This window comes from Mucilaginibacter aquariorum (genome assembly GCF_024498135.1).
GTDB lineage: Bacteria > Bacteroidota > Bacteroidia > Sphingobacteriales > Sphingobacteriaceae > Mucilaginibacter > Mucilaginibacter aquariorum.
This window is the reverse complement of the sequence record NZ_JANHOH010000001.1, coordinates 1,513,186-1,530,011: the sequence shown is the minus strand read 5'-3', so window position 1 is coordinate 1,530,011 and position 16,826 is coordinate 1,513,186. Positions and strand designations below refer to the sequence as shown.

Here is a 16,826-nt window from a genome sequence, read left to right as displayed (position 1 = left end):
TAGCAGAATGAGTAGGATCCGTATTAAACATTTTGGCCCAATCAAAGAGGGTTACAGTAATAATGATGGTTGGCTGGAAATAAAGAATCTATGCGTATTCATTGGTACACAAGGTTCCGGAAAAAGTACAGTCGCCAAACTTATTTCAACATTGATCTGGATAGAAAAAGCATTGGTCAGAGGCGACTTCGGTGCAAATAATAAGTTTTCTACAGCAAGGTTTAGAAGACACGTTGCGTATCAAAATATCGGCTCATATTTCAATGAAAAAAGTATCATTGAATATGACGGTGGTGCATTTTTTATTTCTTATAGGGAGAGTAAGGTTACAATTCATAAACATAAAGCGGATACGTACGTATTTCCTAAAATCATGTACGTACCCTCTGAACGCAATTTGGTAAGTTCTGTAATTAACGTAAATGATCTTCAGGGACTGCCGCAGACACTTTATACTTTCTCACGGGAATATGATCTTGCATTGAGGGATACTAAGGGCTTAGTACCACTGCCCATAAATGGAAGCAATGTCGAATATAAAAAAGGCAGTAAGGATATAATTATCAGTGGCGATGGGTATACTGTGTCTTTATTGGAGGCTTCGAGTGGCTTCCAATCTTTCGTGCCTTTGTACCTAGTAAGTAATTTTCTGTCAAATTCGCTTACAATAACGGGAGACAATGCGACTAAAAATATCAGCATTAATCAGGAAAAGCGTATTCAAAAGGATATCCAAAAAATACTTTCTAATCCTAAACTATCTGAAGATGTGAAAAAAGCTTCTCTGGAATTTCTATCTTCCGGCACAAAACCTGCTGCCTTTATTAATATTGTTGAAGAACCCGAACAGAATTTATTCCCATCTTCTCAGCATCAAATAATTAATAGTCTCCTAGAAATAAAAAATCGTAACGCGAATAACAAGTTAATTCTTACAACGCATAGTCCATATATAATTACCTATTTAAGTATTGCTATTCAGGGTGGCTCACTTATGAATAAAGACCTTTCGGAGTCAGCACTGAATAAATTAAGGAGTGTTGTGCCAGAGCGCGCAACCTTGAAAGCAGAGGAGATTGCCGTATTTCAATTAGATCAAAAAAATGGAGAAATCAATGATTTACCAAACTTTGAAGGCATTCCTTCAGACAGCAATTACCTCAATCAATTCCTAAGTGAAGGTAATGTTCAATTTGACACTTTATTAGAGATTGAACAGGAATTATGAATGTAGATTTTTTGGGTTCTACATGTAATGAACCAGTTCGTACTAACAAACTTTTTGGTCTTTGTGATAATCAGGATTCCACAAAAGCATATAGCAATTTAGATGCCCCGACAACATGGATCGCCGATGTAATCAATGAAGAGGAAATAGAAGTTGTTTTCACTCCAATTGATTGGTGTATCATAGTATTCCAGGCAAATAGCAAAAAAAAGGAAAGTACATGCGATGGAATGTTAACCACAAAAAACTCTTTGTTTTTAGTAGAGCTAAAAGATCAAATGGCCAACTGGCAAACGGAAGCTTTTAATCAACTCGAAAACACAATGAAATTGATTTTAGCAAATCATGACCTATCGCAATTTACCTACAAGAAAGGTTTTGCCTGTAACAAGAAATCTAAAAGATTTAACTTTATTGAAAATGAATTAAATCTCAAATTTTTCCGTGCTTATGGCTTTCGGATTGACAGCAATCGCAAGATTGTAATCAAATAGAATCTCGCCATTACAATCAATAAAAGGCGGTGCTTTAGAGTCCCACTATAATGAATTCCAGCGCGTGGAAAATCCTTTAATGTAGGCTTTTATTATTCCCTACTCCAATGAAGCAATTACTCTAATTAGTTAAGTTGTTCGTAACCTGATTTCGCTAATTGAATTTCTTTAAGAATCGTTATCGTTTCGGATTCTACTTTCACAGCTGTTATCATACTGATCTTTCCTTTAATTTCAATGCCCAATGAGTCAAATTGATCTGCGACGCGCTTAACGATGTTAACATCCTCTGATGTTGCTAACACAATATGGGGGGATGTAATCGATATCTAACCAGTGGAATTTTTTAACGATTGACCTACTGTAAAAAAGATCATGAAGTTTAATTATCCCGCTATCACCTATGCCTGACAACAGAAAGAAGCCTTCGTTGCCCATTATACCCTGCTGGTTAAAAACTCTGCCTTTGACCGGCCACTTTCAGAAGCCGCTATACAAGCCATCGAAAAGGCGCCTTCTGACTCCCAAACATTTAGTACATTTTCTTCAGCCGAAAAAATCAATATTATCCGTTTATTTTAGCCAATAACGTGATTATCAAGAATACCATTAATATTGCTAAATTTAACCCATTATACCAACCTTAACCGTTAACGAATGCCCGCCTCCAAAACCCAGCAAGCTACTTCTGCCGCAGATACCTCGATTGGGTTTGACTACCAGTTCTATCATTTCTTCCTGCTCCTACTCGACCTCCGGCACGGCGAAGAGATTGGTATCGAGCAAAAAGATGATGTGCATGTGGACCTGGCCGACGGCAGCCAGCTGCTGATCCAGACCAAACATACCGTCCAGCAAAACGCCGCAGGGGAGAGCATCAACCTCACCGAAAGGGATAAAGACCTCTGGAAGACCTTGTCCAACTGGAGCAAGGTCATTGCCGAACAAAGTGATGCCAAAGCCTTTCTGCTCAAGACCACCTTCCAACTGGCCACCAACAAACAGGCGATCAAAAACCCCTTTATCCTTAAACTCATCCAGCTGCAAAACGGCGATATCAAAACTAAGGACTTTAAGGATTACCTCAAAGAACTAGCAAAGGGCACCACCGATGAAGGGATCAAAACTTATATCGAAGCTTTTAAAGCTTTGCCCGCTGATCAGTTGGCCGGGTTCGCCAAAAAGATCAGCTTCGAACTAAACCACGACGACCTGATTAGCCAGATCAAAAAGCGCCTGCTGGAAAAGATCCATATCCGCGAGCGGGTAGAGGACGTTTACCGCAACCTGCATTCCGAGCTGCGCGACACCAATTACCTGAACGTTAAAGCCGGGGTCCGCAACGTCATCAGCTTTGAAGGTTTTAATAAGAAATTCGGCAAATGCTTCAAGGTTGCCATCAGCACCAAACTGCCCATCCGCGATCTGCCCTATATTTTACCAGATAACCCCGAACACCAGCTCTTTGTCCGGCAGCTGATCGACATCGGTGATATTTCCGCCGCCAGTAAAGACGCCATCATCGCCTATACCACCCAGATGCTCCAGTTGCTCAATAACCTGAAAGACTGGGAGGACAACGGAGATTTCCTGGATTCCGATCGCCGGAAATTCAACCGGGAAACCGCCTTTATCCAGCAAACGGCTTTCAAAACCAGTTATCGCAGGATCAGGGCCAAACTCGAAGGTGGCACAGGCCCCGACGAACTCGACGATGATATCAAAGACTCGGCGCTATCCCTGCTGGACGATATGCGCCGGCAGATCCTGCAATTCGACGAAACACAACTTTCGCTCGAACTGAGCCACGGTCATTTTTACCTGCTTACCGAAGAGAAAGAGATCGGCTGGCACCTGGACTGGCAAAAACGCTATTAACATGAAGCAGACATCCGCATCCGTCAATAACAACGAAGCCCTGGCCAGCGTAGCCCTAGGTTACCTGCTCAAAGGCTACGGCACCATCACCGCCGCCAAGGCCATGCTCGTCCTGCCCTTTATCTTACATCCGCCCACCGTGCGCAAGCTCCGGGGAAGCTCGTTGAAAAGGAGCCTGGAAGAATTTATCGTCAAAAACCCCGAATGCTTTATCAGCTTCAATGCCCGGTTCACCGATTACCTGGCACTTTCCGTCAACGCCGTCACCATCCTGCAGGAAATGAACATCATCACTGTTCTGCGCGACCAGCTCAACTATAATTATGCCTCCGATTTCAGCCCAGAATATACCCGGCAGGTGGGCAAGCGCGCCACCGATTTTTTTGCGGCCATCGACGTGCTGGCCGACCTGTTCCGCAACCAGAGCGAGAATTCCCTGTACCTTAAACTAAAGATCGAACTATGAAATTCCATATCAACAAAATCATCCTCTGGTTCAAAAACGAATCCGAACCCCGGACACTCGATTTTTTACCCAATAAGGTCAACGTCATCACTGGCGGCAGCGGAACCGGTAAATCCAGCATCCTGTCCATCTTTGACTATTGCATGCTTTCAACCAAGGCCAACATCCCGCAGGAAATGATCAACGAGAACATCGCTTGGTACGGCCTGGATTTCAGGATCAACGAAAAGGATTTCCTGCTAGCCCGTAAAAGCCCCGTAATGAACACCGGTTCCGATGAGATCTATTTTTCCAGCGACAATACCTTTCCTCAAAAATTGGCCAAGAACAACGATATCAAACAGGTCAAATCCATCCTGGAAAAAGAGTTCGGCATCGATGAGAACCTGAAGATCCCTTTTGGCGGCAAACATATTTCCGCCGGCTCCAAAATATCCTACCGCTATTTCCTGCTCTTCAATACCCTCTCCGAAGATACCATTGCCCATACCAAGGAATTCTTCGACTACCACTTGTACGACCGCGATAAATACATCGAGGCCCTGGACCGCATCTTTTACCTGGCCATCGGCGTAGACGATGTCGGTAACGTGCTGGCCAAAGAAAAGATCGACAGCCTGGAAAAAGACCTCACCAAGATTGAAAAACGCAAGAAAGCGCTCGACAAGGAAGAAAAACTTTTCGCCCAGCAGATCGTGCGGCTCATTAACCGCGCGCAGGAATACGACCTAATCGAGCGCCAGCTGTTCACCATCGATGCCGGGCGTGAACGCCTGCAGCAGCTCGTCAACCAGTTCCGTACCGCGACCTATTCCAATAATATGCAACAGGTCGACGAACTGAACAAACGCAAACGTACCCTCTTTCGCCAGATCCGGAACCTCGAACGCTTCAACGTCGAATACGATACCTATAAAAAGAATCTGAACGGCGATTATGAAAGCCTCAGACCCATCGCATACCTAAATGAGAATTTCGGGGAGCTGATCCCGACGCTGGAAGTCAAAACTTTCCTCGATTCCCTGGAAGCCTCGCTGCAAACCATCCGCGAAGAGATCGCCAAAAAGAAGCCGATCTCCGCCAATGTCAAGTCCGAAGTCACCGCGCTAAGAAACCAGGTGATCGCGATCGACGCCGAACTGGCTACGCTGCCGACCTCTACTAAAGATTACACCGATGAAGCCCAGAAATTCATCTTTATCGGCGAACTCAAGAGTCAACTTGCCTTTTATGAAAACAAATGGGAACTCGAAATCGACGACGCCGATGAACAAGGCCTGCTTGATGAGATCGAAAGCCTGAAAGGTATTTTAAAGAATAACAACGAAAAACGCCGCCTGATCCTGTCCGACCTGGAAGGGTTAATCCAGACCTTTTTCGATGCTGCCGGGGATTCCATGGGCGTTTACAAGGCTTATAAAGTGTTCGTCGACGTTTCTGAAAAAAGCCTGAAACTCCGCAAGGCCAAAGAGCTACAGGCACAAGCCACCATCGGCAGCAAGTCCAATTATATGTTCCTGCACCTGTTCCTTTTCCTCGGCCTGCACGAACATTTCATCAGCCTGCCACATAGTTACGTACCGCAGTTCCTGATCCTGGATCAGCCCAGCCAGCCCTATTATGAGGGTACCGGTGCCAGCGAAAAAACCGAAGATATTGCCAAGGACGACGATAAAGCCAAACTTCAATCGGCCTTTCAGCTACTGAACGATTTTATCACGAAGATTAATTCCGAGTACAATACCGAATTCCAGATCATCATGCTGGAACATGCCCCAGAACGCTACTGGGAGGAAAAGGAACTGGAAAACTTCCAGCTGGTAGAAGAGTTCCGCAACGGAAACGCGCTAATCCCCGAAAGGGCTACCTTGCCCGCTGCAAAGAAAGCCGAACCGGAGAAAAAACCGGCCCCGCCGAAAAAGTAAAAGCTTTGATCTAAAACGGGATTTGACGAACCATTCATTCAAACAACCGATATGGCCTACCAGGAAGAAGACATCGATTTTGACCGGCTCGATTGGAAACAATTCGAGGAACTTTGCTATGACCTCCTGGTCAGGTTCCGCTTTCATACCATGGCCTGGAGCCAAGGGCGAGCCGATCATAGCCGCGATATGAAGCCCGGCGCACGGTTACCGACAGCATCATTGCCCCTTATACCGAAAAATGGTTCATCGAATGTAAACGGCATAGCATAGGCCTTCCCCTCGACCATGTCGTCGAAAAGATCAACTGGGCCAAGGTAGAAAAAGCTGACCATTTCTTGCTGAGCGTATCTTCCTATCTGACCACCGCCACCCGCGACTGGCTTGAAAAAGCCCGGCAGACCGAACCTTTTATGATCCATATCATCGACGGCAAATTCCTAAAACAGCAACTACTACTTTTCCCGGATATCATCGTTAAATATTTCGCCGATGACCACGTACGCCTCGTTCGCAGCCTGCTGCTGCAATGGGTGTCCCATCATATCCTGCCCGGCCCCAAAGCCTTATATGATCTGTACCACCAGCTCGACTTCAGCCGATTGAACCACGAGGAGCTGGCGTTCCTATGGCATGCCTATACCCATGCAGAAGAAAGCCTGGAAGAATATTACCACGACGAAAACCTGGAACCCATCCCTTCGGATATGATGGTGCCCTTTGATTTCCTGATCCCGCACCTTAAAAAGCGCAGAACTGGGAGTACCCCGTCATGAAAGCTTCTGAAGGAGAACGCTTCGGCATGATCAACGGCCTGGGGCAGGCCCGGATGGACCCCCAGGGCAGTGATTTCGCCTATGCCCATATCCAGGACCAACTGGCCAGTGGCGAACACGTGCAGGTATTGCTGGTGAAAGAAAACAGAATCCTTGAAGTCAGGGTCGCCTTTAGCTATAAACAGCCATCTGTACAGAACAAGACTGACCAACCGACTGAGGACACCAGGCAACAACCATTTGAACCCATAACAACCCGATGAATAATCTACTATTGAAGGCACGGAGCTTCCTCAAACAGCACTGCGAGATTACTTTGCTAAAAACAACTTTCTACTAAAAGATTTAGATGAAAATGTTTGGAAGGTGAATAACGTAGGTGAATTGAACATCAATACAATTATCGAATCAAAAGGAGTTCGGCTAATTTATTGGAGGGGCATAAATTTTTATAGAGGAATAACATAAGGAAAAGGAATCGCCTTTAAGCAACCTTTAATTCATTTAAAATCTTTAATTCGTCTATCAAATGGTTCGAATTATGTCCAGTCAGGGGAGCAATAAATTTAGTCGTAGCTAAATTTTCTAAAGATTATTATCTTTAAGAATTCGACTTATTTTTATGCCACAACAAAAACTCCCTAAACATTGGTTTCCTTTGGCACAACTTATTGTAGGTGTTATTTTTGCATATTCTATTACAAGGTATGGTGACACCTTTTACGCTTACGTTACAATTTATGTCTCTGTAATGTTCTCAATAATCATTTTCTGGCTGGAAAATCGTGAAATTGACGTAATATCAGAAAGTCAGATGTTGGCACATCTTAAGAAAAAAGAATATTTAACATTAGATAATATTATTGGCGCAACAAAAATTAAGGAATTGCTAACCATTCACGAGGAACTAGATCGTAGTAAGTTTATATTAAATCCTAGTCAATTGGACGATTACACCACTAAGGCTATCGAAGACATTTTAGAAAGAGGAATTGGAAAGATGGGTTACTATGCGACCCACATAGTGAATGATGCATATTACGTAGGAATATGGGGAAGCAGCGCCCCTGAAGAAGAGGATCAAAGGCCATTTGTTGAACCACAAAAGAAATTGTTAAACAGAGACGGCGAGGTTATTAGAATCTTCATAATTGTTTCGACATATTTCAATGCAAATCGTGAAAAGGTTTTACAAATGCTTGATCATCATGATAAATATTATGATGGAACAGCAAAAAAAATAACCACTTTAATTTATAAACCGAGTAGAGGTGAGTTGCTGGGAAACGACATTAGTATTGTAAGCGATAATATTGTTTTTGAATGGATTAGAGACAATTCATCGAGAGGATATCGAAATGGGAATTGTTATATAATGCCGGTTGATACTATTCAGCACATCGAAAGATTCAAAACAATGAAAGAACGAGCTATTACCAAAGAGCAATTTCTTGCCTCTCTTCGATAATGGTTGGATCATAAAAGTATAAATATATAATTCTGATCATTCGTCCCCAAAATGGCCTCGAATCAATCAGAAAATGTTAGACAAGGCCTTCATATTTTGCGTTAAACGGTTCGACTTTAGTCCTATTGGGGCTGGCCGTATTGAATAATTCACTTAGCGGGAGCAAGACTCGAACCAAATTCTAACTATCCAATTTCCTTAAGTCATCTAAAAAGGGGTTCGAAAAGTTTCCCCTACGGGCTGCTCAAAAGGCTGAACTTCTTTAGCCCGTAGGGGAATCGAACCTCTTGAATTTTAGTCAATATTTTTTTGACTTAAATGTAATCGGAAAATTAGCAGCGGATTTTTTTATATGAATACCATTAGGATTTAAAATTTTTCCTCAATTGCCGCATGTCTTGACTTAATTTTACATCCAACACTTTAGCGTAGTGCTGAGTTTGTAATAAGTTAGTATGCCCAAGCATCTTAGAAACCGAATCGATGGGCACGCCATTTCCCAAGGTTATTGTTGTTGCGAAAGTGTGCCTGGCAATATGGAAAGTCAAATTTTTTGTTATTCCACAACAGTCAGCGATCTCTTTTAAATAACTATTCATTTTTTGATTAGTAAGAACTGGAAAAACTAATCCCTCATTTAAGCACTTTGGATGGTTTTTATATTTATCAATTAATTTAAGCGCCGGCTTTAGGATAGGTACATGGATTTGAATTTTCGTTTTTTGTCGTTTTGCAAAAATCCATTTTTCCTGGTCGATGCCTTTGGTGATTTCGGACACCTTTAATTGTTTTAGGTCGATATAAGAGAGCCCGGTGTAGCAACTAAATAAGAACATATCCCTCACAATGTTTAACCTGTCAGTAACAAAAGTTTTTTCCTCAATCATTCGCAACTCTTCATTGCTTAAGGGATGACGGTCAACAATACGTTTGGTAAGTTTAAACTGCTCGAACGGGTCGGAGGGAAGCCACCTGTTCTTAACGCAGATAAGCACTATCTTTTTGAAGTTGGCAAGATATTTCATCGTTGTATTATGATTACACCTGCGGATTGATTTTAACCAAAATGCATATTCGGACATGAATTCAAAGTCAAGATCTGAAATAGGTACATCGTTTGTTCCATATTTCCAGATTATAAACTCTTCTGTATGCTTATAGGAAGTTGTATAGCGCTCTACTGTACCCGGGGCAAAATCTACGCCTTCTAAGGCCTTCATTTGCTCATTGTGATGTCGGAACACTGTAAGGATGCTCTTCTTTTTTTCTGTGCTGCCGGTAAGGATGCATTTGATTGCATCGGCAGTGATAGGCTTGTTGTTTTCGAGCAGCGATTTCCTCGCCTGATAAACCATTTGTTGAAGTTCATCTAAATAAGCGTTTAAAGTTTTGACCTCTTCCTTGTTGCCAAGCGCTCGGCCGGCCTCCGAACTCCATTTGGCGGGATTCCAGTTCCGTTTTGTAGAAATCTCTTTTGGCTTTCCGTTTACGGTGATTTTAAGATAGACAGGTAATAAACCTGCTGTGTAGTTTTTGGGCTTTCTCATAAAGAATAAGAGCCCGAAGCTTTTTTCCAACATAAGTTACTAAAATAAGGGTTAACAAATATCGATCTGAAGCCATTTTAAATCAAGATGTTTATTAATTGAACAGGTTGATTATCAGTTAACTACAAAGGTTCCGTTGAGTAGTTTTTTCAGCTTTCAACTACTCAATGAATAACTCAATAGAATTCTGAGCGTTTAAGTATGATTTGATTGAGTAAAAGCAACAAAAAAGCCCTTAAATCAACGATTTAAGGGCTTAATGATGTTTTGATATGATAATCAGCGGAGAGCTAGGGATTCGAACCCCAGGACCTGTTACAGTCAACAGTTTTCAAGACTGCCGCAATCGACCACTCTGCCAGCTCTCCGGGGACAAAAGTACAAATCCGGGGCGAATTGCCAAACTTGATGTTAACTTTTTTTAAACTAATTATAAACGGTTGATTGTCACTCGCTTATTTGTCAGAATCGTCTGTTTTTTTAGCTCGGAAGGTGTTAAAACGCGGTTTTGATATGCGAATAGTGCGTTTGGAAAGGTCAACACTGGCGTTTAATTCGAAACCAATGAGCAAAATCATCGAATTTAAGTACATATATATCATTACTACTATCAATGTGCCGATGGCGCCGTAAACCGTGTTGTATGATGAAAAATTATTGGTGTAGTAAGTAAAGCCTATCGAGGTTAATATGGCCAGTGATGTAGCCAGGATAGAGCCGGGGTTAATAAACTTCCATTTGCGCTTGTTTGAAGGCCCGTAGCGGTACAATATGCAAATGCTGATGAAGAATATCACCAATATTATTAACCAGCGTGAGAAGGCTATTAACCAGAACCAGAACTGCGCGTCGCTGTCAAACCTTTTTTGTATAAAATGAATTACATATTGCCCGGCTATCATAATAACAATAGCTACAAGTAAGGCTACGCTGATAACAATTGTCAACACAAGAGCTATAAACCGCCTTTTAAGCCAGGTACGGGTTTCCAGTATTAGCGATGATTTATTAAAGGCCTGCATTAAGTTACTAACCCCGTTGGTAGCAAAATATAAAGCCGTTACAAAACCGATGGAGAGTAGTTTGCCGTTTTGGCGCGCTATAATATCAAAAATGGTATCATGGAAGGCATTGTAGGCGTTTACAGGCATTATCAAAGCGAATAGATCCAGCAAGCTTTTCTGAAAACCTTTGATGGGTATGTAGGCTATCAGCGTAAATAAAAATATAATGGCCGGGAAAAGGGCCAGCATAAAATTGTAAGCCAATGCCGCCGCGCGGTTTGCTAACGAAGTTTTTTGTATCTCCATTATAAAAAACACAACAACAGTGTATAGGGGCAACGGCCTGAAACCAGGGATGTAAACAGTTTTAGCCCAGTCGGTAAGGTATTGGTAAAACTTAAAGTGCAGTAAAATTCTGTGCGCCCATTTCATTATGGCTAAAATTACTCAAAAAAAGGCTTTAGTTTTTCAATAAAATCAGACGGTGGCAGGCAGGGCCGATTGGTTTTCATATTAACGAAGGCCAGCAGGGTTTCGGCAACGTGTATCAGCTCTTTCCGTTCGTTGAACAGCTCGTAGCGGAAATGGATCTTCACACCCGGCATTTTATCCATAATAACGTTGATGGTAATTTCCTCATCGTAACGGGCTGGTTTAAGATACTTGCACTTCAGCTCCAGCACAGGCATCATAATACCCGATGCTTCCATGCCGCTATAAGTAAGGCCAAGGCTTCGCAGCATTTCTACACGGCCCACCTCAAAAAACTCGGCGTAGTTGCCATAGTACATGTAGCCCATCTGGTCGGTTTCGCCGTAGCGTACCCTCAATTTTGTGGCGTTCTGGAACATTAGCGTTTAATATTCCTGTCGTTAAGTGCCTGCTGAAATGCCTTGGCGTTAATCCTATGGTCAGCCTCGTTAGTGGCAAAAGCATGGTTGCCGCTAAAGTCCGCCTTGGCGCACATATACAGGTAGTCGGTTTTTTTATGATCAAGCACCGCATTAATGGCGTTTACCGATGGCATCATGATAGGGCCGGGGGGCAAACCTTTATACATGTAAGTATTGTATGGCGAATTAGTAATTAAGTCGCGATTAAGCACGCGTTTAATGGTAAAATCGTTTACCGCGAAAATAACGGTAGGATCGGACTGCAGCTTCATTCCTTTGTTAAGACGGTTAAGATAAAGGCCTGCAATGGTGGGCATTTCATCGTCATGCAAAGCTTCGGCATCAACAATAGAAGCTAATACCGAAACCTCCTGGGGCGTTAGTTTTATATCGGCAGCTTTTTGCTTGCGCTCTGGCGTCCAAAACTTCTGGTAATTTTCATACATCCGCTTAAAAAATTTATCTGCCGATGTATTCCAGTAAAACTGGTAGGAGTTAGGGATAAAAACGGTGTAAATATTATCGGTAGTAAAACCGTATTGCTCCGCAAACTTGGCCGAATCAAGCAACCTCAATATAGAAACAGAATCTGCCTCTATCTTCTTTGATACAAAACCCGCGAATTGATCTTTCAGCCTTAAATTATGAAATAATAAGGTTACTGGTTCCTGGTTGCCCGCTTTTAGCATATTTATAAAGCTGCGGTTGCTCATGCCGCTTTTTAAACGGTACTTGCCCGGCTTAACCCTAAGGTATTTCATGTTATGTGCCGACCACAGAAAAGTGGTGGTGTCTTTAACTATCCCTTGCTCGCGTATGGTTTTATAAACGTCGTCAAAGTCAGATCCGGTGCGTATGTACAGGTATTCCTGCTTATCGGTAACATTGGGGCCAAAGTAGCGCAGGTAGTAAAATACGCCGGTTGCTGCCAGTGATATGATGATGATTACCACCAGCGCGATCACAAATTTTTTCATAGTATAATGGGGAGGTGTTTTTATTTATTTTTTAGTTTTTGCAGGGCTTTAAGTCCGCCTTTTAGGTTCACTACATTTTGGAAACCGTTTTCTGTTAATATAGCCTGCGCCGTATCGCTCCTGATACCCGCACTGCAAATAACGATAATCTCGTCTGTTTTGTTGTAATTGATACTGTTAATGTTTTGCTTCAGTTTTGATACAGGGATATGCTGCCCGCCAATATTAAAGGTATGATATTCTATCGCTTCCCTAACATCAAGCAGGTTTAAAGTGTCGCCGGTTTGTATCCGTTGCTGTAATTTTGCCGCATCAATTTGTTGGGACATCGCTTGGTTTGCCTTGTGATACAGTCAAATTAATACGCGTACCAATACTGGCTTTACTTAACGAATCGCTCCGCATAGGTGATTGCGAAACCACTACTACATTGGTAGAGTCTGTTATCGATCCCTCGTAAGTGATAGTACCAACGGTAAGCCCGGCGCCCTTAATAGAGAATTTAGCAGCATCCAGATCAAGATTTAACAGCTCTGGTATTTCTACTTCGCTTGCGCCTTCGCCGTTACCCAATACCAGATCAAGCTTAGAGCCTTTAGGTATTTTTGTACCGGGTTTTATAATTTGCCCACCGAAACGTACTTCCAGCACGCGGTCGCGCGCAATGTCCGAACGATAGGTAGTATCGCCAACCTTTAAACCGTAGTTAGATAGGGTGGCCACCGCTTCGCGATAGATGCTTTGGTCGGTTGTCAGATCCGGCAGGGAAACATTTGGCGCCAGTTGGGTCACCATGGTAAGGTATATGGTACGGCTCTCTTTAACGTTGGTGCCGGCATCCGGGTCTTGCTCTACAATGGTGCCGGGGGCTATATCCGGTACATAAACCGAATCTATTTTATAGTTAAAGCCCTGGTCTGTAAGCAGGCCCATGGCTTTATCAACATTAAGGCCTTTTAGTTTTGGTACGGGTATGCCCTGGCCGTGGCGGGTGTACGAACTAAGACTGAAAAAGGCTATTAAAACTATGCTGATAACCGTGGCTACAACCAATAAAATGGTGTTTCGGAATTGCCTGGTTTTTAAATAAGCAAAAAAATTACTCATGCGTTTCTATAGGAAATTTAAGTTCAAACATAGGGATTTAATTTTAGATTTTAGATTTACGATTTTGGATTTGAATGTTAAAAAGCATACTTGCTTATACGTAACAGTGTGGTATTTTGACCTTTACTTTACGTATTAGGGCGTTGCCTTCGGCCGGGCTTTACGCTCATACGTGCACAGGCATTAGGCGCACCTGTCACACTGAGCCTGTCGAAGTGCCGGTATCCGCTGCACTCTAATGCGGGGGTGGCATGGCGGGAGACGCGAAGTATCGCGTCTCTACGGGTGAATAATGTAGAGACGCGATACTTCGCGTCTTTGACAAGATACATGCAGCGCCCTTCCCGCGCAATGACGGGTTGGTTAGGTAGCGATGCTATTTATCCAAAGCCGCCCCGTAAAACCGAACAGTAGCTGTAACGTTTTCGAACGGTATTAGTAAATAAATCTATATAAATATTTAATTATCATTTAGTTAACTTATTGGCATAGATTTTAAACAAAACTAATTTCTATTTTTGATTTAACTGCCCATTCAACAAAGTATACCATGTTAAAAACATACTTTAAACTCGCCTACAGGAATATAACAAAGGATAAAGCCTATTCTATTATCAATATATCAGGTTTGGCAATAGGCCTGGCATCAAGTATCCTGATCTTGCTTTGGGTGCAAAATGAATTAAGCTACGACAAGTTCCATAAAAATGCTGGCCAGATCTACCGCTTAGCCTGCGATCTGGGTGATTCAAAAACCGTTGGTACCCCCGCAGGTATGCCCGCCGGTTTGAAAGCAGAAATGCCGATTGTGAAAAATACGGTTCGCATAAGGCCAAGCAGTACTACGCTGTTGGAAACAGGTAACAAAAAATTTCAGGAAGAGCGCGCGTTTTTTGTAGACCCAAGCTTCATGGATGTGTTTTCCTTTCCATTGCTGAAGGGCAACCGTGCCACAGCATTAAAAGAGATAGATGCTGTTTTAATAACGCAGGAAATGGCCACAAAATACTTTGGGAAAGAAGACCCTATCGGCAAGATAATACGAAAAGATAATAAAGAAAACGTAATAGTAACGGGCGTTTTAGCCAACACACCCGCTAACTCCGATCTTCAATTTGATTTCATCCTCCCAATGGCCTCATTAGCCAGAACTAATGATGATTTGAAAAATAGTGTATGGAATAATTTTAATTTTTATGACTTTGTTCAATTAGATAAAAACTTTAATCCATCTGCTGCCAATTTATCAGGGTTAGAGAAACAAATGGATCAGATCTTTCATAAACATGACCCCGGAATGAAGGCTAATTTCCAATTGCAGCCCTTAACCAAAATTCACCTGGCGCCCGAAAGGCAGGGCGATTTGCCGGGTCACGGGAATGCGCAATACGTAACCATCTTTTTTATCATCGCTATTTTGATACTGGTAGTGGCTTGTATCAATTTTATGAACCTGGCTACCGCACGCTCGGCCCGCAGGGCCAAAGAAATTGGCTTACGCAAAGTAGCGGGCGCCGTACGTGGGCAGTTGATCTTTCAGTTTTTAAGCGAATCGGTATTTATTTCTTTCCTGTCCTTATTTCTTGCACTCGGCATCGTTAGTTTATTCCTGCCGGTATTTAACGAACTGGCCAACAGGAAACTTGTTATAAATATTTTGGATGCGAAGCTTTGGTTAAGCTTTTTTGGCATTGCCTTGTTAACCGGGCTTATCTCTGGCAGCTACCCGGCCTTGTTTCTTTCGGGCTTTAACCCGGTTAAAGTACTTAAGGGAAATGTAAAATCAATGGGCGGCAATTTGCTGTTCCGCAACACTTTGGTCGTAATTCAATTCATGGTCTCCATTGTATTGCTGGTAGGCACAGTGGTTATTTACAATCAGCTTAAATTCATCAAAGAGCGCAATCCCGGCTTTGAGAAAGCTAATCTTTTGTATGTACCCATGACAGGGGATATGTGGAACAAGCAACAGGCTTTTAAAGACGAGTTGAAAGGAAACCCACTCACCAGCGATTTTACGGTTATTACTGACCTGCCCAGCAACCTGGGCGCCTGGACTGTTAGTGTAGACTGGGATGGTAAAGACCCCAAATCACAATTATCCTTCCCGGTAATGGGTGTCAACGAAGACTTTACCCACACCTTCAGGATAAAGTTAGCGGCAGGCCGAAGTTTTTCAAGGGAATTTAAAACCGACTCGGGCAGCTATATGATCAACGAAAAAATGGCAGCGATAATGGGGTTAACCGCTAACACGGCAATAGGTAAACCATTAACACTTTGGGGTAATAAGGGCACTATTGTTGGTGTTGTAAAAGACTTTAATTTTAAACCTGTTCAGCAGGCTATGGAACCATTGGTTATGCTTTTTAACAAGATAGGAGGTTATACAGTGGTAAGAACACTGCCCGGTAAAACAAATGCTACTATAAAGGCTTTAGGGAAAATAAGCCAGGAACTTAACCCGGCTTACCCTTTCAAATTTGATTTCCTTGATCAGGACATGGCCAACCTTTATAAAGGCGAACAACAAATGGGCAATATTTTTAACCTTTTTGCTGCTCTGGGTATTTTTATATCCTGCCTGGGCTTATACGGCTTATCCGCCTTTATGGCCGAACAGCGCACCAAAGAAATTGGTGTGCGTAAAGTATTAGGCGCGCCAATTTTTAGCTTGGTTTATTTATTGTCTGCCGGTATTACGAGGCTTATCCTGGTGGCCATTTGTATAGCCATACCGCTTTCCTGGTACGCGGTAAATAGCTGGCTGGCCGGTTTTGCCTACCATATAAATGTTAGCTGGGTGGTGTTCTTCATCGCATCGCTGGCAGCTTTAAGCATAGCATGGTTAACGGTTAGTTATGAATCAATAAAAGCAGCAACGGTAAACCCTATAAAGAGTTTAAGAACGGAATGAGGGTGATTTGATTTCGGATGTCGAATTAATTTTGTTTAGGGCTGAGCCGTTTTGATTTCCTGCTGTGTTGCTGTAAGTTTTGCCCTTAGTCGCTTCTATAGGCGTTGCCTACGGCCGGGCTTCTTTGCAGGCCTTAGTCATAGGCC

15 protein-coding genes and 1 tRNA gene are annotated in these 16,826 nt (G+C 42.7%); 9 read left to right on the top strand and 7 right to left on the bottom strand.

All coding sequences use genetic code 11. The annotated features are described in order from the left end of the window. Positions 1-7 precede the first annotated feature (7 nt). The 8 genes from NPE20_RS06575 to NPE20_RS06540 all read left to right on the top strand — a co-directional run bounded on the left by NPE20_RS06575 (position 8) and on the right by NPE20_RS06540 (position 8,235). Entirely contained in the window at positions 8-1,228 is a 1,221-nt protein-coding gene (locus NPE20_RS06575; protein ID WP_256537817.1) for an AAA family ATPase, read from the top strand. Next, on the top strand, positions 1,225-1,722 hold the full coding sequence (locus tag NPE20_RS06570; protein WP_256537816.1) for a hypothetical protein: 498 nt from the start codon (positions 1,225-1,227) through the stop codon (positions 1,720-1,722). The genes NPE20_RS06575 and NPE20_RS06570 overlap by 4 nt, the downstream gene beginning before the upstream one ends. A gap of 657 nt (positions 1,723-2,379) precedes the next feature. After that, on the top strand, positions 2,380-3,600 hold the full coding sequence (locus tag NPE20_RS06565; protein WP_256537815.1) for a hypothetical protein: 1,221 nt from the start codon (positions 2,380-2,382) through the stop codon (positions 3,598-3,600). A 1-nt stretch (position 3,601) separates the two neighbouring features. Beyond that, on the top strand, positions 3,602-4,066 hold the full coding sequence (locus tag NPE20_RS06560) for a three component ABC system middle component (RefSeq protein ID WP_256537814.1): 465 nt from the start codon (positions 3,602-3,604) through the stop codon (positions 4,064-4,066). Continuing rightward, on the top strand, positions 4,063-5,991 hold the full coding sequence (locus NPE20_RS06555; protein WP_256537813.1) for a DUF3732 domain-containing protein: 1,929 nt from the start codon (positions 4,063-4,065) through the stop codon (positions 5,989-5,991). The genes NPE20_RS06560 and NPE20_RS06555 overlap by 4 nt, the downstream gene beginning before the upstream one ends. Positions 5,992-6,404: 413 nt before the next feature. Next, positions 6,405-6,767 (top strand): hypothetical protein, encoded by a 363-nt coding sequence (locus tag NPE20_RS06550; protein WP_256537812.1) that lies wholly within the window; start codon positions 6,405-6,407, stop codon positions 6,765-6,767. Next, entirely contained in the window at positions 6,764-7,030 is a 267-nt protein-coding gene (locus NPE20_RS06545; RefSeq protein ID WP_256537811.1) for a hypothetical protein, read from the top strand. Before NPE20_RS06550 ends, NPE20_RS06545 begins: the two co-directional genes overlap by 4 nt. A gap of 359 nt (positions 7,031-7,389) precedes the next feature. Then, a complete protein-coding gene (locus NPE20_RS06540) occupies positions 7,390-8,235 on the top strand; it encodes a hypothetical protein (RefSeq protein WP_256537810.1) in 846 nt (281 codons plus the stop codon). 362 nt (positions 8,236-8,597) lie between these two features. On the opposite strand, the gene NPE20_RS06535 is transcribed toward NPE20_RS06540, so the two are convergent. The 7 genes from NPE20_RS06535 to NPE20_RS06505 form a co-directional block, all read right to left on the bottom strand. Next, positions 8,598-9,815, bottom strand: coding sequence for a site-specific integrase (locus NPE20_RS06535; RefSeq protein WP_256537809.1), 1,218 nt, complete (start codon positions 9,813-9,815; stop codon positions 8,598-8,600). 250 nt (positions 9,816-10,065) lie between these two features. Further along, positions 10,066-10,150 (bottom strand) — tRNA-Ser (locus tag NPE20_RS06530). Positions 10,151-10,237: 87 nt separating this feature from the next. Continuing rightward, the gene (locus NPE20_RS06525) at positions 10,238-11,218 is read right to left on the bottom strand and encodes a YihY/virulence factor BrkB family protein (RefSeq protein WP_256537808.1); all 981 of its coding nucleotides are present in this window, start codon (positions 11,216-11,218) and stop codon (positions 10,238-10,240) included. Between the two features lie 11 nt (positions 11,219-11,229). Beyond that, a complete protein-coding gene (locus tag NPE20_RS06520) occupies positions 11,230-11,637 on the bottom strand; it encodes an acyl-CoA thioesterase (RefSeq protein WP_256537807.1) in 408 nt (135 codons plus the stop codon). Further along, positions 11,637-12,656 (bottom strand): endolytic transglycosylase MltG, encoded by a 1,020-nt coding sequence (mltG, locus tag NPE20_RS06515; RefSeq protein ID WP_256537806.1) that lies wholly within the window; start codon positions 12,654-12,656, stop codon positions 11,637-11,639. The genes NPE20_RS06520 and mltG overlap by 1 nt, the downstream gene beginning before the upstream one ends. Positions 12,657-12,676: 20 nt before the next feature. Further along, entirely contained in the window at positions 12,677-12,985 is a 309-nt protein-coding gene (locus NPE20_RS06510) for a rhodanese-like domain-containing protein (protein WP_256537805.1), read from the bottom strand. After that, positions 12,969-13,763 carry a PASTA domain-containing protein gene (locus tag NPE20_RS06505; RefSeq protein ID WP_256537804.1) on the bottom strand — a complete coding sequence of 265 codons (795 nt, stop codon included), beginning with the start codon at positions 13,761-13,763 and terminating at the stop codon, positions 12,969-12,971. Before NPE20_RS06505 ends, NPE20_RS06510 begins: the two co-directional genes overlap by 17 nt. Positions 13,764-14,313: 550 nt before the next feature. On the opposite strand from NPE20_RS06505, the gene NPE20_RS06500 reads away from it, so the two are divergent. Then, a complete protein-coding gene (locus tag NPE20_RS06500; protein ID WP_256537803.1) occupies positions 14,314-16,680 on the top strand; it encodes an ABC transporter permease in 2,367 nt (788 codons plus the stop codon). Positions 16,681-16,826: the final 146 nt, after the last annotated feature.